Raw genomic sequence first — 23,188 nt, 5'->3', positions numbered from 1 at the left:
TTATGCTTGAAACGAACTCATCTAATATCGGTTAAAAAGAGTAAATATGTTAATTCCTAGGATGTGAATGCGATTGTTCCTTGCTTCTCTTCGGGTGATGCTGTAACATCAAACGAAAATACAATGAGGCATTGTCGCGGCTTGATGCTATTTTGGGGATTGTCTTGCTTTTTCAGTTTACGTGGATTACGATTCTGCTAGAAAGCATACGCAAGTGCGAATGGCCGACACGTCAGGAATGGACCGCGGTCGTCGGCATCGCGGCGGGACGGGGATTGTTGCATGGATTTCTGGGAACCGCGTCATTGCGGGCATTATGGCGGCCCAAAGCAGGTTACGGCAGTCTGTCACCGCAGAGAAAGAAGGTGAGTCGCAACTTTGAAGCCAGTTGAGACGCGTTTAGTGCGATTGGCCCTAAAAGGGAATCAGCGCGCTTTCGCGGAGATCGTCGATCTATACAAGGACAAGCTGTATCATCTGGCTTATCGGATGTCGGGAAACCGACAGGAAGCTGAAGATGTCGTTCAAGAAACCTTTTTACGGGTATACAGAAGCTTAGATCGCTACGACATGAATCAAAAATTTTCCACATGGATCTATCGCATCGCGACGAATCTGTGTATAGATCGGTTAAGGAAAAGAAAAGCAGTTTATTCGCTTGATGCGGAATCGACGGACCGGGAAGGTTTGGACGGTTATGCCATGCTCCCGAGCGACGACAGGACGCCAGAAAGCGAATTGCTTCTCTCGGAAACACAGAGGATAATCCACGAGGCGATTGCGACATTGCCCGTCAAATATAAATCGGTGATGATCCTACGTTATTTGCAGGATTTATCATTGCAGGAAATATCGGACGTATTGGACATGCCGGTGACGACGATCAAAACCAGGGTGCATCGGGGAAGAGAATTCCTTCGGAAAAAACTGGAGCATAAACTATAATCCGATTTGAATTGAATTCGTGAAACTTCGCCGCGTAACCAAACGTACAGTATAGAAGCATCGATTGCGGGGTTCGACACCGCCAAGGAAAGGGATGGCTGATATGAAGTGCAACGTCGCCGTCATGAATATGCATGATTATTTGGATGGGGACTTGTCGCGCGAGGAAATTATACAGCTGCAACAGCATCTGCGTGATTGCCCATCGTGCCACACTCGTTATGAAGCGTTGGAGCGCACCGATGCGCTCGCCAAATGTCAACCTATAGAGAAGGCTCCCGAGTATCTAAGCGACCGTGTAATGAAGTCTCTGCCCAGCCCGAGGCGTCCGGCCGCATGGACTACATGGGTTCGCCGTCATCCGGCTATGTCGGCTGCCGCGTTGTTTATCGTCGTCATGTTGTCCAGCTTCGTCTCGATGTGGAATCAGAGTCAAGAATTTTCCGTATCGGGTCAGGATCTGGAGCATGTCGTAATCCAAGGTAAGAAAGTGATCGTGCCGGAAGGCCAAAAAGTGAACGGAGATTTAACGGTCGTGAACGGGGACGTGCAGGTGCTCGGAGATTTGGAAGGCAATCTAACCGTCATTGACGGCAACCTATCGCCTCTAGCCTCAACCGCGCATATCGCAGGACAAATCAAAACGATCGATCGGGCCGTGGATTGGGTCTGGTACAAGGTAAGCTCGTACTTCGGAACGCTCGCTTACGGCTCGTAGCCCTAGATCGACATGATCTGACAAAATTCAATGAAAGTGCTCCGGATCGAGCCGATGAACCTCTCTGGAACATGGAGAGGTTTTTTTGCGTAAACAACAGGATTTCTGGGCAATAGTAGAGAAATAATAAGGATAGAGATGGTTTCCATTTCCGACAATATTCGTCGCAACTAAATCCAGCGCCGGGACGGGGGGGTCGCGTCTTGGACTATTTTGCCGGGCTGACACTAAGAAATTCGATTAAAGATATCGCCGATGTGCTTATCGTGAGTTACATTATGTACAAGCTGATCGTCATGGTGCGGGGAACTCGGGCGGTTCAACTGCTGCGGGGAATCCTCTTGCTCGTCATTACGTGGGCGCTCAGCACTTGGCTGAACTTGTATACGCTGAAATGGTTAATGAACCAAATGTTCACCTTCGGCGTCGTGACCGTTCTGATTATTTTCCAACCTGAGCTCAGAAGAGCGCTCGAGCAACTCGGGAGGGGCAAGATATTCAGCCGATCCTCCCCGGAGGAACAAGATGTTAGCCATCAGATCAACGAGGTTATTAAGTCGGTTAATTATCTAGCCCGCCGAAAAATCGGGGCTTTAATCGTCTTTGAACGAAATACGGGATTAAACGATTATATCGAGTCGGGAATCAAGATGGATTCCAAGCTCAGCTCGGAGCTGCTCAGCAACGTATTCGTACCGAATACGCCGCTGCATGACGGAGCGGTTATCATCCGGGGCAGCCAAATCATGGCCGCTGGCTGTTATTTGCCTCTGTCCGAAAATCCATTTATCAGCAAAGAACTGGGTACGCGTCACCGGGCGGCCATCGGCGTCACCGAGGTATGCGACGCGATTACCGTTACCGTATCAGAAGAAACTGGTCAAGTATCACTTGCGATTAATGGACAGCTCGTACGCGACATTAAGGAAGAATCGCTGATCTCCAAGCTGTTCGAGGAGCTGCGCCCGCAATTCAAGTCGAAGAGCTCGGATTGGGCGTTCTGGAAGCGGAAAGCGGGTGGGGACCGTGGATAAATGGTTAAACCACCCGACGATCTCCAAGCTGGTCGCTCTCGGCGTCGCTATTCTGATGTGGGCCGTTGTCCACTTCGATCCGAACGATACAACACAAAGTAACGTTGCGCCATTATACGATACGAAGGTGATTTCCGACGTCTCCGTTCAGCCTTACGGGCTGGATGGGAGAAATTACGTTCTGATCGGCATGGAGCCGCTCAAGGTCAATCTAACGGTCAAAGGTACTAAAAGCGATCTGAAGACGGCCCAGGCGAAGGATTATCGGCTAAAGGTTGACTTAAGAACCGTGGGCGAAGGCCAGCATACACTGCCTTTAGTCGAAGATTTGCCTAGAGGAATTACGCTCGTCTCGATGACTCCGGCTTTCGTCGTCGTGAGCATTGAGTCGCTGCAGACCAAAGAATTCGAATTAAACATCCAAACGAAGGGCAATCCGGCCAAAGGATACAAAATAGGCACGCCGATCATAAAGCCGGGCAACAGAGTGCACGTTACGCTGCCTAAGAGCCAGATGTCGGACGTGGCAAGCGTCGGCGCTACAATCACGATCGATGGCCAGAAGGAAACGATCAAGAGCAAGAGCGTGAAGCTAGCCGCGTACGACAAGGATGGCAATGTGATCGAGGGTGCCGCGATCGAGCCAGCCGTAGTCGAAGTGGAAGTGCCGATCACGAATCCTTTTAAGATCGTGCCGTTGCAATTCAAATTGATCGGGCAAATGCAGGCAGGGCTTAGCGTCGCCTCGTTCAAGCCCGATATCGAGCAGGTTACGGTGTATGGACCGCAGGATGCGCTCGACAAGATCGACTTTATCGAAGTCGACGTTCCTATAGGAGATGTGAAAAATTCGGGCAAGGTGACAGTTCCGCTTAATGCCGTCGCTCCGATTATGGAGATATCGCCCAAATCGATCGATATCAACATCGAAGTGTTGCTGTCGACGACGCGGAAGCTTGAAGGATTGCCGATTACGTTAAGCGGGCTTGGGGAAGGATTGATTGCCACGATTACCGATCCTTCCACCGGCAAGGCTGATATCACTATCCAGGGAGCGCCGCAGATCCTGGACCGCTTAAGACCGGGAGACGTTGACGTGATCGCCGATCTGAGCGGCCGCGGGCCGGGCGTATATACGATTCCGTTAAACGTTAGCCTGGAGAGATTTATGGAACAAGTCGGAGGAACGAAGAGCATCACGGTCGAGATTAAGGACAAGAACGCAACCGAAACGTCCGCTGAAGGCGAAGAAGCGCCGGTTGATCCCGTAGCTGAAACGCCGGATGGACTGCAGCCGGGAGCGGAACATTAGAGAATTAGAGATAGAGGGAGCAGGTCAGACTTATGGGGAAATATTTTGGAACAGATGGCGTGCGCGGAGTCGCGAATAGTGAACTAACGCCGGAATTGGCTTATCGGATCGGTCGTTGTGGAGGGGTCGTACTGGCAGGTAAAGTCAGCCGCCCTAAAGTATTGATTGGCATGGATACGCGTATCTCCGGACAGATGCTGGAGAGCGCTTTGACGGCAGGGCTGCTTTCCATCGGCGCCGACGTCGTTAGACTCGGGGTCGTAAGCACGCCGGCTGTGGCATTTTTGACCCGCACGCTCGGAGCGGATGCGGGAGTCATGATCTCCGCGTCGCATAATCCTGTAGCGGATAACGGCATTAAGTTTTTCGGCGGGGATGGGTTCAAGCTGCTCGATGAGACGGAAGCGGAGATCGAGCGGCTAATGGACGCCGCCGAGGATACGCTACCAAGGCCTGTAGGCGGAGACATTGGTTCGGTTACCGTCGATCTGGGAGCGAAAGCGAAGTATCTGGAATACTTGGAGACAACCGTCAGTCATTCGTTCTCCGGAGTAAAGCTGGTGCTGGATTGCGCGCATGGGGCTGCATACGAGCTGGCTCCGGATGTGTTCCGCGCATTGGGGGCAGAGGTGATCGCTTACGGGGCTGAGCCGAACGGATTGAATATTAACGAGGGTGTCGGGTCGACGCATCCGGAGATGCTCGCGGCGAAGGTTAAAGAGCACGGCGCGGATCTGGGACTGGCGTTCGACGGCGACGCGGATCGACTGATCGCGATCGACGAGAATGGCGAGGAAGTGGATGGCGATTATATCCTGTGCATCTGCGGCGACGCGATGCGGCGAGCGGGCAAGCTGGCGAAGGATACGATCGTGACGACGGTCATGGCGAACATTGGGTTCTTCAAAGCAACGGATAAGCTCGGGCTTCGTACGGCGAGGACGGCCGTCGGCGACCGTTACGTGATGGAAGAGATGGTCGGCGGAGGCTACAATCTGGGCGGCGAGCAATCGGGCCACGTAATTTTCCTCGATCACAGCACGACGGGGGACGGCATTCTGACGGGCCTGCAGTTGCTGGATACGATTATCGGATCCGGCAAGAAGCTTGGCGAGTTGAAGCAGATGATGCGCAAGTATCCGCAAGTTCTGGTCAACGTGCGCGTCGCCGACAAATCGCGCTACCCGGGCAACGAGGCGATCGCGAAAGCGGTAGCCGACGCCGAGGCGGCGCTAGGCGACAACGGGCGCGTGCTCGTGCGTCCATCCGGCACGGAGGCGCTGATCCGCGTCATGGCCGAAGGGCCGGAGCGGGAAGAGATCGAGCGCCACGTCGCCGCGATCGTCGAGGTCGTGAAGGCGGAGCTGGTGTAGGCGAAGGTGTGCGGCCCCCCTCTTGGGGGGCTTGCTGCTGCGCGCGTGCGACTGGGGCGAAATAGTACCGTCTGGCGGGCTTAATTCCGGCTGTGGTGCCACTGGGGGAGCAAATAGTACCGTCTGGCGGGCTTATCTTCGAAGAAACCACGGTTATCGAATAAATAAGTTCGTCGCATGAACTTAATTTTGGCTGTGGTGCCACTTGGGAGCAAATAGTACCGTCTGGCAGGCTTATCTTCGGAGAAACCACGGTTTTCGTGTAAATAAGTTCGTCGCATGAACTTAATTCCGGCTGTGGTGCCACTGGAGCGCAAATAGTACCGTCTGGCGGGCTTATCTTCGGAGAAACCACGGTTTTCGAGTAAATAAGTTCGTCGCATGAACTTAATTCCGGCTGTGGTGCCACTGTGGCGCAAATAGTACTGTCTCGTGGGCTTATCATCGAAGAGATCGCGGTAATCGAGTAAATAGGTTCGTCGCATGAACTTAATTCCGGCTGTGGTGCCATTGGAGCGCAAATAGTACCGTTTCGCGGGCTTGCAACTAGGAATAACGGTCCCGCAGACCGTTAAATCGATGCACCCCACACCAAATTGTGTTTTAGCGGTCTCGCAGACCGTTAAATCGGTGAAACCTACACCAAACTGTGAATTAACGGTCCCGCAGACCGTAAAATCGGTGGAACTCACACCAAATTGTGTTTTAACAGTCTCGCAGACCGTTAAATCGGTGGAACCCACACCAAATTGTGTTTTAACGGTCCCGCAGACCGTTAAATCGGTGGAACTCACACCAAATTGTGTTTTAACGGTCCCGCAGACCGTTAAATCGGTGGAACCCACACCAAATTGTGTTTTAACGGTCCCGCAGACCGTTAAATTGGTGGAACCTACACCAAAATGTGAATTAACGGTCCCGCAGACCGTTAAATCGGTGGAACTCACACCAAATTGTGTTTTAACGGTCCCGCAGACCGTTACCACTGCCAAATATCGAAAGCATCCGACCTAAAATGGGTTGGGTGCTTTTCTTTTATTGGCGAACAAATTAGAAATTCGTCATTTCCGCGGAAATAATGGCGCCTAGGTTGCAACGCCGAAGCAAAACGAATAAGATAAGGAATATATTCTGGAATGGAAGGGCAGGGTAGAGGAGAAAAGCAAGACTAGCGCCAGAACTTGTCTAAACTTGGAGAAGCGGGGAAGGGCGAAGATCAGGAACGGAAAAGCTGATCGGAGCGATAAACTTCAACGCAAGCATCCAAGCCGCGGCAAGTTGACGAGGTGGAGGTGTTCGAAACGTTCGGCGGGGACCTCCCGGCTCACCATCGGAGCCGACAATCGGAATGCAAAACGCTTAGGGCAACCGGGCGGACAAAATTCCGAGACGATGCTGCAAAGTATGCAAATCAATCATTCAGACATGTCCAGCGGCCTGGAACCGGCCGCTCGAGGGGCATAACGTGGGATTATGGGGGAGAGCGGAACTCCTTATTTGAATACGGCTTGTGCCGCTCATACGGCTCGGTTGCGGGTGCTCGGAAAGGTGTCGAGAACCCAATAAACGGAGGCTTATTTAAACATGTGCGGAATCGTTGGATATATTGGTTTTAGAGAGTCGCAGCCTATTTTAATCGAAGGATTGAAGAAACTGGAGTACCGTGGATACGACTCTGCAGGGATCGCTGTTCAGACGGAACGGGGCTTGGAAGTCACGAAGACCGTAGGCCGGCTCGCGAACCTGGAGAATCGCTTAAGCGGCAGCCCGCTACTCGGATCGGTCGGAATCGGACATACGCGATGGGCTACGCATGGGAAACCGTCGGATGTCAACTCGCATCCGCATACGGACAACACGATGAAATTTTCCGTCGTGCATAACGGAATTATCGAGAATTATTTGGAATTGAAGGAAGAACTCGTTCAAGCGGGACACAAGTTCCTGTCCGAGACGGACACTGAAGTGATCTCGCACCTGATTTCCGTCGAGTATGATGGAGATATCGTAAAAGCCGTCCAACGCGCGGTCAAAAAAATGCGCGGAGCATTCGCTCTAGGCGTACTTACGGAGTACGAGCCCGATCGTCTGGTCGCAGTGCGTTATGCAAGTCCGCTGATCATCGGTATTGGCGACGGAGAAAAATATATTGCGTCGGATATTCCGGCTATTTTGGAACATACTCGCGATATTTACATTCTCAATGACGGCGAGATGGCGGTGTTGTCTCGCGACGGCATCGAATTGATGACCATCGAAGGCAACCCGATTGCCAAAGAGGTCTTCCGCGTCGACTGGGATTTGATGACGGCGGAGAAAGCCGGATTCGACCACTTCATGCTGAAGGAAATTCACGATCAGCCAAAGGCGTACCGTGACACGATGCTTGGACGTATCAGTGACGACGGCCGTTCCGTGGATCTGCCGGAGCTGAACATCACGCCAGAGCAGCTGAAGGGCATTAACCGCGTTCACATCGTCGCTTGCGGAACAGCGCTTCATGCCGGCCTTGTCGGCAAGAGTGTGATCGAATCCCTTGTGCGCATCCCGGTCGAGACGGATGTCGCTTCCGAATATCGCTACCGTTCACCGATCATCACGAAGGATACGCTCGTGATCGTCGTGAGCCAATCCGGAGAGACGGCCGACACGCTGGCTGCGCTACGCGAAGCACAGCGTTGCGGAGCGAGAGTTCTCGCGATTACGAATGTCGTGGGCAGCTCGGTCGCTCGCGAAGCGGATGACGTGATCATCACGCTTGCCGGACCGGAGATCGCGGTGGCGTCCACCAAAGCGTACTCTTCGCAACTGATCGCATTTTACCTGTTCGGTCTGTATTGGGCTCGGACGATCGGCGCTCAGGACGAAGCAACAGTCGCACATATTCTCGCTGCAATGCAGGCGTTGCCGGAGCAGGTCGAGCGAATTCTCTCGCAATCCGACACGATCAAAGAGGTGGCCGAATCGATCTCCCATCACAGCAGCTTATTCTTTATCGGACGGGGCATCGACTACGCGGTTGCGATGGAGGGCTCGCTGAAGCTGAAGGAAATCTCGTATATCCACTCCGAAGCCTACGCCGCAGGCGAACTCAAGCACGGCACGCTGGCATTGATCGAAGAAGGAACGCCGGTGATCGCGCTTCTGACGCAAGAGGATCTGTACGAGAAAATGCTTAGCAACATTAAAGAAACGAAAGCCCGCGGCGCACACGTTCTCGGCATCATGAACGAAGGCCACGAGGAAGAGATCGCCAAGTCGGTCGATCGCCAATTCGCAATTCCTCGCACGCTGCCATTGCTAACGCCGGCGCTGTCGGTCATCCCGTTGCAATTGATATCTTACTACGCATCGCTTGCGTTGGGGCATGACGTGGATAAGCCGAGGAATTTGGCTAAGAGCGTTACGGTGGAGTAAGGGGATAGATTGAGCAAGAAACTTTAACAAAATCTCATACATGCCCCTCCTCTGGAAGGTTGGCGGGCACGGGACTTTAATAGGATTCGCTTCATGCAGGGCCGAGACGGTAACGAACCGTACTCGGCTTTTTGTTGCTTGATTCGGCAAAATATAATATTCTGACAGCATCGAGCCGCTATCGCATGCGGCCAACGTTGTGGACGTAAGGGAGAGCATCATGAGAATAAGCATTCGGGCGAAAATCTTTATCGGCTTCTCCATTCTGCTGGCCGTATCCCTCAGCATAGTTACCTGGATCTGGTACGAGAAGTATTCGCGCAATCTGCGCGAGTCCTCGGAGGATTTCATGATTCGATCCATTACCGAAATGAACGACAGCTTCGAGCTGACGATGAAGGATATCGATTATATCAGCACCATGATATCGCTCAACCGACCGAACGTGATCGACGTGCTCGTCGGCAATCCCGAGGACACCGTCTTCGACCAGTTGCAGAAGGATCGCAAGTTGGACAACTATATTTCCAGCTTGTATGGCTACAAGTATTATATCTCCGGAATCAGCGTCGTTAGCGAGACGGGGAGAGTCTACTCTCAGGGCACTTCGCCGCCGGTCGTTCAATTCCGGGAATCCCCTTGGTATACCAGTATGATAGAGCGACAAGGCCGTCCCGTATTCGTGACGACCCATGCGGGGTCCTCGCTTGATCGCGTGTCCGAGTTTCCGATGCAGAACGTCGTCTCCATCGCCCGCACGATTCGGGATGGAGATCGGTCGGTCGGGTACGTGGTCATCGACTTCGGCTACGAATTCGTGAAAAAAATGTTCAGCAGGCCGCTAGTGAAATCCGGGCAATCTTTACTGCTCGACGGGGACGGCAACTTCGTCTTCGCGCAGGAGAAGCTGGACATCAACCGCAACATCGGGCAGACGAAGTTCGCTGACGTGTTGCCGCTGCTGCAAGGATCATCGGGAAGGAAGACGATCGATATCGGAGGAGCGGCCCATTTTCTCGTCTATTACAAGTCTCAATACACCGACTGGACGACGGTCGCCCTCGTGCCAAAGGACGAGCTGCTGGCGGACAGTCGCAAAGCCGCCAACGCATCGATGATCGTGCCGATCGCGACGCTGATCGCCGCGCTTCTGGTCGCCACGATATTGGCGCGGCAGATCACCCGCAACATCGGCGTTCTCCGCAACGCCATGAAGAGGGTCGGATCCGGAAACCTGACCGAGACGATCGCGATCCGTTCTCACGATGAAGTAGAGGAGCTTAGCCGCGGATTCAACCAGATGGTCGAGAGCATCAAGAATCTGGTCGAGGACGTCAGAAGAACGGACGAGAAGCGCCACGAGATGGAGTTCAAGGCGCTTCAGGCGCAGATCAATCCGCACTTTCTGTTCAACACGCTGAATCAAATCCGATGGCTTGCTGACATTCAGAAAGCCGATAACATCAAGGAGCTTGTTTCGTCCTTGCTGGCACTTCTGCACAGCAGCATGGGCAAGGGAGGGGAATATTTGACGGTGCGCGAGGAGATCGAATACCTCAGGCATTATTTAAATATTCAGGAGTACCGCTATTACGACAAGTTCGAGGCCGTGTTCGACTTTGAAGAGGAGATAATGGACGGACGGATATTGAAGTTTCTTTTGCAGCCTCTCGTGGAGAATGCGTTGATTCATGGAATCGAGCCGTTAAAGGGCAAGGGGATGCTGACGATAAAAGGATATGCCGATCATGGGGATCTCGTGCTGCAGGTGTCCGATAACGGGGTAGGCATGACGTCGGGCCGGCAGGTGGAGCTATTGGCTCCTTCCTCAGGGGCGGACAAGCTCAGATTCAGCGGAATCGGCTTAAGCAACGTCCAGGAGCGCATCCGCCTGCACTATGGCCCGCCTTATGGCCTGGAGGTGCAGAGCGTCGCGGGACTGTTTACGACGGTGATGGTCCGGCTTCCCTACCGGACCGAGAAGGAGGAATGACGGGATGCTGCGGGTGATGATGGTTGATGACGATTTGCCGATGTTGAGCCATCTGAAAAATATGCTGGAGTGGGAAAAATACGGCTTTGTCTTGTGCGGGGAAGCCAACGGAGGGAAATCCGCGGGGCGAATGGCGGACGAGCGCAAGCCCGATATCGTCATAACGGATATGAGCATGCCGGGCATGGACGGGCTGGAATTGATCGATTATTTTCAGAAGTTCCATCCGCGGACGAAAATCATCGCCGTGAGCGGATACAGCGACGTGCATTACATACGCAACAGCATGAGGAACGGCGCGGTCGATTACATTCTGAAGCACGAGCTTAGCCCTGGCCTGCTGCTGGATGTATTGGGCAAAGCCTCCGACAAGCTGGTGGAGGAGCGGATAGCGACGGAGAGAAGCGCGCAGCTGCAACTCCAATTGGAACGCAGCCGCTCCATGCTGAAGGAGGATGCGATTCGCCGTCTCGTTCAGGAGGACCCGTCGGACGAGTCTGTCTCGGTCGCAGCATTGCCGGAGCTGGGAATTGAATTCTACTCGGGCGGCGTTACGGCGGTAGTCGTGTCCTGGGACGGATACATGCTGCTGAAGGAACGGCTCGAGCGCAAAGATCTCGACAATCTGGCCCAGTCGTTCAGGGATATTGCCGGCAACATTCTCGCGGACGCGGACAAGGCATACTTGTCGCAGACGGAGGAAAGTAAATTCGTGCTTCTGTTCACGCTGCACACAAGCAGCCGGTTGCTCTGGCATACGACGATTCACGAGGCGCTGCGCCGAATCCGGACTAGCGTGAAGCGTCAGTTGAACCTGAGTGTCAGTTGCAGCGTAAGCGTTCTGTGCGACTCCGTCGCGGACATTCCGAAAGCCTACTCGGAGGCCGAACGGGCGCTGGAGGAACGATTCTACGCCGGGACGGATGCGGTAATCTGGCCGGAATCCGCCCGTAAGCCGAAAGAGACCGAGGTTCCGACGGTGGACGTGCGCCTAGAGCGAGAACTGTCGCTCCGACTGTCCAGGTTGGACGAGGAAGGCGTCGGGGAAGTGCTTAACGATCTGTTCGACCAAATGATCGAAGCGCATGCGGCCTACAAATCGGTGCAGATGGCGTGTGTCGAACTGATCCATCTCGCGAATCGCAGCTTGAAGGAGACGGGCATCTCCGAGAAAGAAGTATTCGGGGACATCGGCGCCAATCCCTATGAAACGCTGCTGCAGTTCGACACCGTCCGCTCGTTGCGGGACTGGATGACGGAGGTGTACCGGGATCTGCTGCGCGCGCTTCGTTCTCGTCAGGCGCCGTCCACGCATTCCGATCTTGTACGCCGTACGCTCGAGTGGATCCGGCGGCATCATGCCGAGCCGATTACGCTGCAGCTCGCGGCGGACGAGGCTTGCGTCAATTCTTCTTATCTGAGCCGGGTGTTCAAAGAGGAGACGAAGCTCGGATTCGCGGATTACGTCACGCGGTTCCGGGTGGATCAGGCGAAAAAGATGATCCGTGAAGGCGAGACCGATCTAAAGGAGATCGTGCGGATAACGGGGTTTTCCAGCTACAATTACTTTTTTACCGTGTTCAAGAAAGTGACCGGTATTACCCCTCTCGAATATGAGAAAATGCCGGATAGGACCGAGACGTAAAAAAGCTAGAGTGAAACGTAAAAAAAGTGGAGCCCTTGGGCGGGCTTCTTTTTTTTATGATAAATATGGGTAATTAAAGAATCAAATCTAGGGAGGATCAACAGAGATGAGAACAAAGAAGTGGCAGTGGGCTTTGACGGGCATCGTAGCTGCGAGCTTGGTCGTATCGGCATGTGGCAACTCCAACAATAATGCAGGCGGGGAAAGTTCCCCTTCGGGCACGGCTCCGGCAAGCGGAAGCAAGCAAGAAACGATTACTTTCTGGTCCTGGGTGCCGACGGATAGTCAATCCAAGAAAGTGATCGAGGCGTTCGAAGCGGCCAACCCGGACATTAAGGTCGAATACTGGCGCGGCGAACAGACGGATTTTCAAAAAAAGCTGCAAGTGGCGATCGGCGCGGGCGAAGGTCCGGACTTGATGGGGATGCAAGTCGGCGGCATGCTGAACCAGTACGCGAGCATGCTGGAGCCGATCCAGCCGATCGCGGACGAGAAGTGGGGCGCGGGCTGGGAAGAGAAGTTCGTACCGTCTTCCATCGATCAGGTGAAGGCCAAGGACGGCTCGATGGTCGCTCTGCCGCTTAACCTGACGGGCCAAGAATTCGTTCTGTATAATAAAGCAATTTTCGATAAAGTCGGCATCACCGAAGTACCGAAGACGTACGAGGAGTGGAAGCAAGTTAACGCGAAGATCAGCGAGGCGGGCATCGTGCCGGTCGCGATGGGTGCGAAGGATACATGGCATGACGTCGACATGTTCGTCGCTCTGAGCAATCAGTTCGCTCCAGGCAAAGTGTACGAAGCTGAGCAAGGCAAAGTGCCGTTTACGGATCAAGCGTTCGTCGACACGATGAACGCATGGAAGCGGCTGTTCACGGACAAGGTGTTCCAGGACGGCGCTCTAGGCTTGTCCACCTATCCGGACGCTCGCGACCAATACTTCTACTCCGGCAAAGCGGCTATGTTCATGACCGGCTCCTGGCACGTCGGCTTCGGCCTTCCGGGAGGAGAGAAGGAGGGCACGGCGATCGAGAACGACGAGACCGGCGCGTTCCTGCTGCCACAGATCGGCCCGAACCCGTCCAAGGCGGTGGCGAGCGTCGATACGGCGCTGGCGATCAACAAAAATTCCGCGCACAAGGAAGCCGCTTGGAAACTGCTCGAGTTCCTGACGCTGGGCGAAGGACAGCAGATCATGGCCGACTTCATCCAAGGCTCTCCGTCCAAGATCGGCGTTCAAGTACAAACGTTGGATCAATTCAAGACCGACTCCGAGAAAGAAGCGGTCAACGTCGTGAACCGGGAGATCGCAGGGGCGATCGGTAAACGGCTGCTCGACTATCCGGAGCTGAACAACGCGATCGGCATCGCGATGCAGGACGTCGCAGCGGGCAAAGACGTCGAGAGCGCGCTTAAGGAAGTTCAGAAAGTGTCCGAAGGCATCGCCAGATAAGGCAAACGAATGACAGCAACGACTCGGGCATGAGCGGAAGAGAGGATTCTCCAGGCTCATGCCCGGCGTCGGTTGCCAACAGGGGGGATCATCATGTCCGGAAGCCGTTCCGTTCTATCCGGGGGGAAGGCTTATCTCTACATTTTGCCGATTCTGATCTTGTCGGGAATATTCCTGTATTACAGCATCGGATTTACCGTCTACACCAGCTTTCATCAATGGAACGGCATCGATTCCCAGATGAAATATATCGGACTTGATAATTATAGGAAGCTGTTCGACGATAAAACGTATCATATCGCGCTCAAGAACAATTTGATTTTTCTCGTATGCACCGTCTTCATTCAAGCGGCCGTCGGCCTGCTTCTGGCTGTACTACTACGGGCCAAGCTATTCGGGAACGGTCTGTTCAAATCGGTGTTCTTCATTCCCGTCGTCATGGCGCCTGTCATTATAGCGGCGATTTTCCGCATTATCATGGATACGAATTTCGGCAGCTTAAACGAGACGCTTCGCGCCTTGCATCTGGATTTCCTGGCCGTCTCCTGGCTCGGCGATCCGAAGTACGCGCTGATGTCCGTCATTATCGTGAACATATTCCAGTGGATGGGCTTCAGCATGACGATGTATTATTCGGGTCTGCTGGCAATCCCGGATGAAATATACGAATCGGCCAAGATGGACGGAGCGGGCTTCTGGAGGACGCTGTTCCGGATTACCGTGCCGCTGGTCGGCAGTACGACTTCGACACTGGTCGTGCTCGGTATCGTCGGTTCGCTGAAGACGTTCGATATCGTCGCTCTGCTGACCGGCGGCGGTCCGGGGCGATCTACGGAGTTTCTGACCACTTACGTCTACAAGAAAGCGATCGACGAATTCAACGGCGGCATGTCGGCGGCGGCGGGCGTGACGATTCTCGTAATCGCCATCGTGCTGGCGGTCGTCCAGCTACGTCTGGGCAATCGGCAGCAAAATAACCACTAAGGAGGAACGGTCATGTTTACGAATTTGCGGCCTGTTAACAAGCTCGTCATCCAAGCCGTTCTGATCTTGTTTGCGGTTGTCTGGCTGTATCCGCTCATCGAATCGGTCATCCAGTCGCTGCAAATCAATGGCTTCGACAACTACCTGGCCGTCATCCGACATCCAAAGGTCGATTATTTCCGCGTCGTGTTTAATAGCCTGTTCGTGGCGTTCTGCTCCATGCTGATCGTCAGCTTGCTAGCCAGCCTGGCCGCTTACGCGTTCGCCAAGATGCAGTTTCGCTTCAAGAACGTTTTGTTCTACTCGCTGGTCGCCTGCCTGGCGATTCCGGCGACGGCGGTCATGTCGCCGCTCTTTTTCACGATGAAGTCGCTGCACCTGATGAACACGTACGGGTCGCTCATTTTGCCGCTTGCGGCGTTCAACGCGCCGTTCATGCTGCTCATCCTGAAAAATTACTTCGAAGGCATTCCGAACGCCATTTTAGAAGCGGGGATGATCGACGGAAGCTCCTCGATCCGGTTGTACCGGCAAATCATGCTCCCACTCGGCTTGCCTGCGATTATTAACGTCATGGTGCTGACATTCATCTATTCTTGGAACGACTACATCATACCGCTGTTGTTTGTGCGCAAGGAATCGATGTATACGGTGACGCTGGCCACGCAGTTTTTCACCGGGACGACGGGACAGACGCCGGAAATGGTCGCGCAACTGTACGCGGCTCTCATCTTGATGACAATTCCTTCGATTCTCATCTATCTGTTCGGACAGCGATACATGCAAGCGGGTTTGACGGCGGGCGCCGTGAAGAGCTAATGACGAGGGAGGCTGTTTCGATTGGACAATGCAGGAAAAGGGATCGTGCACTTGCCGGTAATGGGGGAGGGGACATACGTCAATCCTCTGCCGCAGGCTGGTGCCGAGGGGGCTGCTCCGGTATCGGACGTGCATCCCGACCCATACGTGTTGAAATATAACGGCATTTACTATGCTTACGCTACGGGGGAAGCTGGCGTGTTGGCGCTGCTCTCCAAGGACGGCGTGAACTGGGAGCATCGGGGATACGTTTACCGGCGGGAAGGGTTTGTTGGTTATTGGGCTCCGGCGGTCGTTTATGAGAACGGAACGTTCTACATGTATGTTTCCTCCAGGCCGGAAGGCGAGGAAGACGTTCATAAGGAGTTTTTGCATGTTGCGATAGCGGAACGGGCGGAAGGCCCCTTCGAATACGTTCGGACGCTGTATGATACGTTCTCGTTAGATGCCCATGTCGTGAAGGACGAGGCCGGAGACTACTATCTATTCTACTCCAACAACGAGTATTCCGGAGTGGACGCCGAGCGCCCGGGTACCGTCATTTTGGCGGACAGACTGCTGGACATGACAACTCCCGAAGGCAAGCCGCAACTGATCGTCGCTCCCTCGATCGATGAGGAAATCTACGAGGAAAACCGGTTCGGGGACGGGCGCGATTGGCATACGATCGAAGGCGCGTTCTACGTTCGCAGGGACGACAGGCATTATATGATGTATAGCGGGAACGCGTACGTGAGGCCCAATTATTTTATCGGCTACTCTTCCGCTCCTGCGCGGGAAGAAGGAGGGCTGATGGGGCTTGACTGGACCAAGCATCCGTCCGATGATCGTTATGCGCCATTGTTGCGCAAAAATGACGGAGTAGAAGGCGTTGGGCATAACTCGGTCGTGCGCGGGCCGAACAACGTGGACGAATGGGTGTATTACCATGGCCGCAATGCGGCGGACGAGTTGGATTTCGACCGCGAGCAGCGGACGATGCGCGCCGACCCGCTACTCTGGTGCGGCGAGCGGATGTGGATGCCGGGGCCGACTCACGAAGCGCAGGATGTCCCCGCACTGCCCGCTCTTCGCGAACTGTTCGACTCGGGGGAAGGCGGCAGACTGTCTCCGGAAATGTGGGAGGAGCTTGCGGGCGAGTGGGAGGTATGCGACGGCGAGGTGACCCAGCGGGTGCCGGCGCAAACGATGTCCGTCGTTACGGCTCGTTCCTTCGGAAGTCTCGTGCTGGAGGTGAGCGTCAAGTGGCGCTATGATCATCGTGGGGGCCGTTACGGCGTCTATGCCTGCTATGTGGACGAAAGCAATTTCGTAGCGTGTATCCTCGATGTCGGTCGGCGGCAGTTGGAGACTTATGCGGTCAGCGGCGGTGTAAAACACGGTACTATTCGGGTCTCTCTGCCGTCCAAGTTCCGCTTCGACGTCTATCATACGTTCCGCATCGAAAAGACAGGCGGCAGCTACGCGTTTAAGCTGGATGATACCGAGCTTGCGGTTGCGTCGTATCCTCATTATACAGGACGGATTGGGCTCGTCACCTTCTTCACTTCCGCTTCGTTCGCGGGCGTGGAGGCGACCGAGTATCTCGCGCTGCGGCGCGGGACGGAGTCTGGCTTTGCCTCCACGATGTCGCAGCAGGAAGGAAACGGCACTGCCGAGGCTGCGGAGAGTAAGCTGCACTGCCGCTCCCGCGACGGGCGCACCGCCTGGTTGATTGACTGGGAGCCGGCGCGGCGCGGCGCTTACCGGTTCGCGTTCGACCTGAAGCTTGCTTTGAGCGCGACGTATGCGGGCGCGTATGCCGCGTTCGACGCGGACGGCGCGGTGATCGAGTGCAGGCTCGTTCGGCGGAGAGAGGCTGCCGGGCGTTCCGGGTCGTCGGAGGGAAGAGCGGAAGTCGTCCTTCGATCGGCAGGGGGAGAAGCGGCGCTTGCCGTTATGCCGATGACCGCGGAATTCGACTGGAGCGCTGCTCACACGTTCGATATGACGGTGCGGTCCGGCCGGTTGTTCGTTCGTTTGGATGATATGCTGCTGTACGATGGCAATCACGAGCTGGCGGATGCGGGCGGAGTTCCCGGCTTGGTCATCTGCGGCGGCCAAGCGGATTTCGGCCTGATCTCTTTGACGGGCATCCAATAAAGAAAATACGGAAAGCCCCAGATTGCTCCTTGCGGCGCGATCGGGGGCTTTGCGTTTAGTGGTGCACAAACATCGAGCGACTCGCCTCGCGTGGCCCTGGACATGCGCTTCGCAGCGTTCGGGAAAGCAGGGCCGACTTCGCCAAGGCATTGGAAGTCAATAACCGCCTTCTGGGCGAAACCTTTTCCGCACCGAAAGCGACAGAACTGACACATGCGGCATTGGCCGCGGGCACACAGACCCGCGAGAGCGAGAAAAACCTCGAGACAATCCTTTAAAAATTTGATGCCGGTGGCGGATACCGAGAGCCACCATCCGAGAGAGGTCCGGTGGATCAGCAATCGCTGATCCGCCGGTTTTTTTGTGCTCGTATGACGTAGATGATTCCAAATATTAGCTAATGGTATAATATGGTTACATAGTACAACGGAGGAACTAATAAATTGAACCGAATAGAAACCGATCTGCTCATAAAACCATCGATCGAGCGAGGTGGAGTCGAATACCATGAACGTAAATCACAATCAGAGAATTCTCTATGCGGCTTTCGAGAATGGAATTCAATTACCGATCCTGGATATTACTCATCCCCTTTTTAACGCAAGTATTGATGAACAGGCGTTTCATTTGAACGGTCTCAAGTCGGCCCGTAGCATTGAATCATTAAGGAAGATGCCTGGCTTTATCCGGCGAATCTTCGTGAAAATGTCGAATGTTGATAATTCCTATCTTAGCGGCGTGCGTACCTTGCTGTACAAGCTTGGCCCGGGCTTAAGCCAGGGGATCAAATTAGGTTTCCGGGACAAGTGGGCGGTGAAGCAAACCTCTTTCATGGGACTTCGGATTAGGCTGAGAGATCTTTGCCGGCGCCAGTCGACCATTTTGCTGCCCCAGCTCAAGCAATTCCCTGAACGGAACCTATGTTTCTTCAATATCGCTGGAGGGGCCGCTACCGATTGTATCAACACCCTGATTCTCATTCAGGAATCGGACCCGGATTTACTCAAGGGACGTAAGATTGAATTCAACATTTTAGATATCGAATCCTATGGCCCTAATTTCGCAAAACGGTGCATCGATGTTATAAAGCAGCCCGGGGAACGTTTCCATGGCCTAGACATTACTCTTAATACGATTCATTATGACTGGAGCCAACCGGAGGCGTTACTAAAGATGAGTGAGGAACGTTCCGACTGGGTTCAGCTCTGTTCCTCGGAGGGCGGTCTTTTTGAATACGGTTCGGATGCGGATATCATTGATAATTTAAACCATTTCTATACGAACTCCCCAGCGGACGCCCGGGTCACAGGTTCGCTCATTTTCGACCGGGCGCATGTAAATCCGGGATACTTGGGATTTACAGAGTTTATTGGCGTGCAAATCCGATATCTTGGGCTGGAGGGATTACAGCGAATTTTGTCCCAAACCTCGTGGGTTTTGGAAGGATCCCACGAAATCGATACGATCTATGTTTTATTTTCATTGAAGAAAGCATAGGCAGCCCTCCTACCCGATTGTGATCGAAAGGAAGAATTAATAGCAGTTCTGTGATGTTATAGTAGCCGACCGTCAGGATGAACTATCCTGGCGGTTTTTCTTATACAACGCTGAATGAGTTCCCACCGCTCTAAGTTTATTAAAAAGTGAAAGAGTTTAGGGATCGCTCTCATTTATGAAAGCGGTTTATCTCGTATATTCTTGATGTACACGACAAATTCAACAAGGAGTGAGACTGCCATGGGGGAGCGAGTTAACAGCGCTTACAAATTAACGGCTGATCATAGGAAAGTCCGTGATAGCGGCAAGAAAATCAAATCAGGGAGGAGATGGGAAAGTCCATTGGCGGGGTATTTATTTATTTCGCCGTGGCTGCTAGGCTTTTTCCTTTTTACTTTCTGGCCAATGATTCAATCCGCGTATTTTTCCTTTACGGAATATTCCCTGCTAGAGGCTCCTCAGTGGATCGGGCTGGACAACTTCAACAAGATCATTAACGAGGATCGTTTGTTCTACAAGTCGCTGGGAGTGACATTCTGGTTCGTATTCGCCTCTGTCCCGTTAAAGCTGTTGACGGCGCTACTGGTCGCCGTAGTGTTGAATCGCAAGCTTAGGGGCATGCATTTCTACCGGACCCTAATCTACTTCCCATCCCTCGTCGGAACCAGCGTAGCTATCGCGATTCTATGGAGCAATATGCTCGGAACCGACGGATTTGTGAACAAGCTTCTCTCGTATGTCGGAATCGAGGGCAAGAGCTGGATTGGCAGCCCGGATACAGCGCTTGGAACGTTGATACTTCTAGCAATGTGGCAGTTTGGAGCGTCGATGGTTATTTTCTTGGCAGGACTGAAGCAGATCTCAGGAGAGCTATACGAAGCAGCTTCGGTTGACGGTGCATCCAAAGCCAGGCAATTTGTGTCGATTACTATTCCGCTACTTTCGCCGGTTATTCTCTTTAATCTGGTGCTGCAGACGATATCGGCATTCCAAATGTTCACCCAAGCGTTCGTCATTACGAAGGGAGGGCCGATCAATTCAACTTATATGTACGCGCTCTACCTATATGAGAAGGCGTTCGGAAGATTGGAGATGGGATATGCATCCGCACTGGCCTGGGTATTGCTCCTGATTATTGGCGCAGTTACGGCCCTGATCTTCTTTTCATCAAGATATTGGGTATTCTATGCAACGGACGGAGGAAAATCCAAATGAACGGAATGAGAAGCAAAAACCTGCAGCGTCATGGTCTGTTAATCTTGCTTAGCGTAGTGATGATGTATCCGGTATTGTGGTGGATCAGCGCCGCTTTCAAGTCGAACGAGGAAATGAGCTCCCCGAGCCTGATCCCGGCCACGGCCTCCTTCGTTAACTTCATCGAAGGCTGGAGCGCGGTTCCGGGATATAGCTTTACGCATTTTTATACCAACACCTTCATCCTGATTGCGGGAGTGCTGTTTACGACACTCATCTCTTGCAGTATGGTTGCTTTCGGATTCTCGAGGCTGGATTTCCCGCTCCGCTCGTTCTGGTTCGCGATCGTGCTGATGACGGTGATGCTGCCCAATCAGATTACTCTGGTTCCCCAGTATGCTATGTTCAACGGGTTCGGCTGGGTAAATACATATCTTCCATTCATCGTTCCGCATAGCTTGGCGGGAGGGATCGGCGGTTCTTTCTTCATCTTCCTGCTCGTACAGTTCATCCGGGGTATTCCTTCGGAGTTGGATGAAGCGGCCAAGATGGATGGCTGCTCATGGTTCGGAATCTATTTTCGGATTATTATGCCGCTCTTAAAACCACCACTGGTGACGGTAGCGATCTACTGCTTCCTATGGAACTGGGACGATTTCCTCGGCCATCTGATCTATATCAACGCCGTGGATAAATATACAGTCGGTTTGGCGCTTAGAATGATGATCGATACGAGCTCGACTGCGCCTTGGGGCCAGCTGTTCGCTATGTCTCTCGTATCCGTCCTGCCCTCCGTACTTATTTTCTTCCTAGCGCAGCGTCACATCGTAGAAGGTGTTGCAACCAGCGGGCTTAAAGGCTAAAATGCTCAGATACAATGAGCGACTTACTTAGCAGGGGGTAAGGGCCTATCCGATTAGTCCATCCATTCAAGAACTTTCAGATCGGCCATGTGTTTTTCGGCAGCTTCGCCGGATTTATTATTGTCGTCCTTGTCGTCGTCATCGGTGTCAATTATCGATTTTCCGTACGAGAGATGGTCAATAGCACTGCTTTTTACCAACAGAACAACTTGAATCAGCTTGATAAGCAATTGAATATTCAGATGACGGAAATCGAGAATATCTCCTTGGCGATATCGCGCAACAGCAATTTACAGGAATATTTGAACGAGGCCGGAGCGGATTCCTATACTCGGTTCACGAATGCTTCGCGGTTGACCATTGATCTGTCCAATATCGCCTTCAGTATGCCAATTATTCAATCGATCCGGGTCTATGTCGACGACCCGCCCGTATCGGACTACCAGGGCCCGGTTACATACGTGGAGCTTCGGAATCTGCTCGAGGAACAATGGTCCGAGACAGTGGAAAATTCCGACTTCTCGTGGATTGGTCAACATGTCATCTCTACGAACAAAGGAGATTTACCCGTTATCAGCTTCGCCAGGAAAATATATACGCCCGGTTATGAATATAAAGCTCTGGTCGTGCTGGACATTAAGGCTTCCGACATTATCAAGCTCATCCAAGGGGAAGAGCCCGATTCCAACCGTGTATTATTGGATCTGGGCTTGCGTGCTGTCACCTCCACAGGCGATATCCCCGCCGAGCAATACAGGGATACCGTTCAGGACCTTATTCATAACTACAACGTGAATATAAACGACAAGGGAAACATCCGTTATCACGATTCTCTTGTTGTCTGGTCCAAGCTGTTCAGCTCCGACTGGATTCTGATGGAAGTGACGCCATGGTCGGAAATTACTAAGGGTAGCGTCAGAACGGCTGAAGTCCTATTTTCCATTGGAGTTGTCGCGGTCGTTATAGCTTTGATAATGACGCTGATCATATCCAAGCAATTCACGAAACCGATCATTCTTCTGCTCAAGAGGATGAATAGCTTCTCACTCGGCAACAAAGACAAACCGATGATTAACGATTACCATAATGAGTTCGGAGCTCTGTTCAATGGCTATTCCGTTCTCGTAGATCGGACGACCGAGCTGTACGCGTCTCTCAAGCAGCAATACCGGAAACAGAAAGAGGCGGAGATCCAGGCTTTGCAGGCGATGATCAATCCCCATTTCCTCTATAACACTTTGGATCAGTTGAATTGGATGGCCATAGAGGCAGGCGAGGAGAGGATGAGCCGTGTGCTGGAGCTGATGGGTCGAATGTTCCGGATAGGGCTGTCTAACGGCGAAAGCATCATAACGGTCGAAAAGGAACTGACGCATTTGGAATGTTATTTGCAGATTCAGCAAATCCGTTGGGGAGAAAAGCTCAGCTACGTGATCGAAGTGCCGGAGGCCATCAAGGCCTTATACATTCCGAAGCTGACCCTCCAACCCTTCGTCGAAAATGCCATCATTCATGGTTTCCATGGACGTGATACGGGGCTGATCGTGATTACGGCTGTTTTGTCCCACGAAGACGTGGAATTTAAGATCAGCGACAATGGGGTAGGAATTCCTGCAAACTGGAAAAGACAGAAAACGCGGAATACGGGCGGATACGGAATCCGCAACGTGAGGGAACGAATGATTGCTTATTATGGCCCTGCCTACGATATCGGTATCAGCAGCAATCCGAATACGGGAACTCTTGTGTCGATCCGGATTCCCGAGATGAGGGAGAAGCCGGCTTCAAAAGGAGGCTAA

Annotated in this window: 18 protein-coding genes; 17 read left to right on the top strand and 1 reads right to left on the bottom strand. The window is 53.1% G+C overall.

Going from position 1 to position 23,188, the window contains the following annotated elements; translation table 11 throughout:
• Positions 1–164 precede the first annotated feature (164 nt).
• The 6 genes from FPZ45_RS05535 (at position 165) to glmM (ending at position 5,382) form a co-directional block, all read left to right on the top strand.
• Complete coding sequence (locus tag FPZ45_RS05535; protein ID WP_144699229.1) at positions 165–392, top strand: hypothetical protein; 228 nt, start codon at positions 165–167, stop codon at positions 390–392.
• Positions 379–945: an RNA polymerase sigma factor SigW gene (sigW, locus tag FPZ45_RS05530; RefSeq protein WP_144699227.1), complete on the top strand. Its 567-nt coding sequence runs from the start codon at positions 379–381 to the stop codon at positions 943–945. The genes FPZ45_RS05535 and sigW overlap by 14 nt, the downstream gene beginning before the upstream one ends.
• A 103-nt stretch (positions 946–1,048) precedes the next feature.
• Positions 1,049–1,663, top strand: coding sequence for a zf-HC2 domain-containing protein (locus FPZ45_RS05525; RefSeq protein WP_144699225.1), 615 nt, complete (start codon positions 1,049–1,051; stop codon positions 1,661–1,663).
• A 203-nt stretch (positions 1,664–1,866) separates the two neighbouring features.
• Positions 1,867–2,697 (top strand): diadenylate cyclase CdaA, encoded by an 831-nt coding sequence (gene cdaA, locus FPZ45_RS05520; RefSeq protein ID WP_144699223.1) that lies wholly within the window; start codon positions 1,867–1,869, stop codon positions 2,695–2,697.
• The gene (locus tag FPZ45_RS05515; protein ID WP_144699221.1) at positions 2,690–4,009 is read left to right on the top strand and encodes a CdaR family protein; all 1,320 of its coding nucleotides are present in this window, start codon (positions 2,690–2,692) and stop codon (positions 4,007–4,009) included. The genes cdaA and FPZ45_RS05515 overlap by 8 nt, the downstream gene beginning before the upstream one ends.
• 32 nt (positions 4,010–4,041) lie before the next feature.
• Complete coding sequence (gene glmM / locus FPZ45_RS05510) at positions 4,042–5,382, top strand: phosphoglucosamine mutase (protein ID WP_144699219.1); 1,341 nt, start codon at positions 4,042–4,044, stop codon at positions 5,380–5,382.
• An 80-nt stretch (positions 5,383–5,462) separates the two neighbouring features.
• Here glmM and FPZ45_RS05505 read toward each other — a convergent pair whose 3' ends face one another.
• Positions 5,463–6,374, bottom strand: a complete 912-nt coding sequence (locus FPZ45_RS05505; protein WP_144699217.1) for a hypothetical protein — start codon at positions 6,372–6,374, stop codon at positions 5,463–5,465.
• Between the two features lie 592 nt (positions 6,375–6,966).
• Between FPZ45_RS05505 and glmS the strand changes: the two genes are divergently transcribed.
• The 11 genes from glmS (at position 6,967) to FPZ45_RS05450 (ending at position 23,188) form a co-directional block, all read left to right on the top strand.
• Entirely contained in the window at positions 6,967–8,799 is a 1,833-nt protein-coding gene (gene glmS, locus FPZ45_RS05500; RefSeq protein WP_144699215.1) for a glutamine--fructose-6-phosphate transaminase (isomerizing), read from the top strand.
• Between the two features lie 220 nt (positions 8,800–9,019).
• A complete protein-coding gene (locus tag FPZ45_RS05495) occupies positions 9,020–10,792 on the top strand; it encodes a cache domain-containing sensor histidine kinase (protein ID WP_144699213.1) in 1,773 nt (590 codons plus the stop codon).
• A gap of 4 nt (positions 10,793–10,796) precedes the next feature.
• The gene (locus FPZ45_RS05490; protein WP_144699211.1) at positions 10,797–12,437 is read left to right on the top strand and encodes a response regulator; all 1,641 of its coding nucleotides are present in this window, start codon (positions 10,797–10,799) and stop codon (positions 12,435–12,437) included.
• Between the two features lie 106 nt (positions 12,438–12,543).
• The gene (locus tag FPZ45_RS05485; RefSeq protein WP_144699209.1) at positions 12,544–13,890 is read left to right on the top strand and encodes an ABC transporter substrate-binding protein; all 1,347 of its coding nucleotides are present in this window, start codon (positions 12,544–12,546) and stop codon (positions 13,888–13,890) included.
• 93 nt (positions 13,891–13,983) lie between these two features.
• Positions 13,984–14,874, top strand: a complete 891-nt coding sequence (locus FPZ45_RS05480; protein WP_144699206.1) for a carbohydrate ABC transporter permease — start codon at positions 13,984–13,986, stop codon at positions 14,872–14,874.
• A 12-nt stretch (positions 14,875–14,886) separates the two neighbouring features.
• Positions 14,887–15,693 carry a carbohydrate ABC transporter permease gene (locus FPZ45_RS05475; RefSeq protein ID WP_144699204.1) on the top strand — a complete coding sequence of 269 codons (807 nt, stop codon included), beginning with the start codon at positions 14,887–14,889 and terminating at the stop codon, positions 15,691–15,693.
• Between the two features lie 21 nt (positions 15,694–15,714).
• Positions 15,715–17,835, top strand: coding sequence for a glycoside hydrolase family 43 protein (locus tag FPZ45_RS05470; RefSeq protein WP_144699202.1), 2,121 nt, complete (start codon positions 15,715–15,717; stop codon positions 17,833–17,835).
• A 507-nt stretch (positions 17,836–18,342) separates the two neighbouring features.
• Complete coding sequence (locus tag FPZ45_RS05465; RefSeq protein ID WP_144699200.1) at positions 18,343–19,332, top strand: hypothetical protein; 990 nt, start codon at positions 18,343–18,345, stop codon at positions 19,330–19,332.
• 240 nt (positions 19,333–19,572) lie between these two features.
• Complete coding sequence (locus tag FPZ45_RS05460; RefSeq protein WP_144699198.1) at positions 19,573–20,547, top strand: carbohydrate ABC transporter permease; 975 nt, start codon at positions 19,573–19,575, stop codon at positions 20,545–20,547.
• The gene (locus tag FPZ45_RS05455) at positions 20,544–21,389 is read left to right on the top strand and encodes a carbohydrate ABC transporter permease (RefSeq protein ID WP_144699196.1); all 846 of its coding nucleotides are present in this window, start codon (positions 20,544–20,546) and stop codon (positions 21,387–21,389) included. Before FPZ45_RS05460 ends, FPZ45_RS05455 begins: the two co-directional genes overlap by 4 nt.
• A gap of 89 nt (positions 21,390–21,478) precedes the next feature.
• Entirely contained in the window at positions 21,479–23,188 is a 1,710-nt protein-coding gene (locus FPZ45_RS05450) for a sensor histidine kinase (RefSeq protein ID WP_144699194.1), read from the top strand.

This window comes from Cohnella terricola (assembly GCF_007786475.1).
Lineage (GTDB): Bacteria > Bacillota > Bacilli > Paenibacillales > Paenibacillaceae > Cohnella > Cohnella terricola.
The sequence above is the reverse complement of the archived record's forward strand: the minus strand, read 5'-3'. Positions and strand labels throughout refer to the sequence as shown.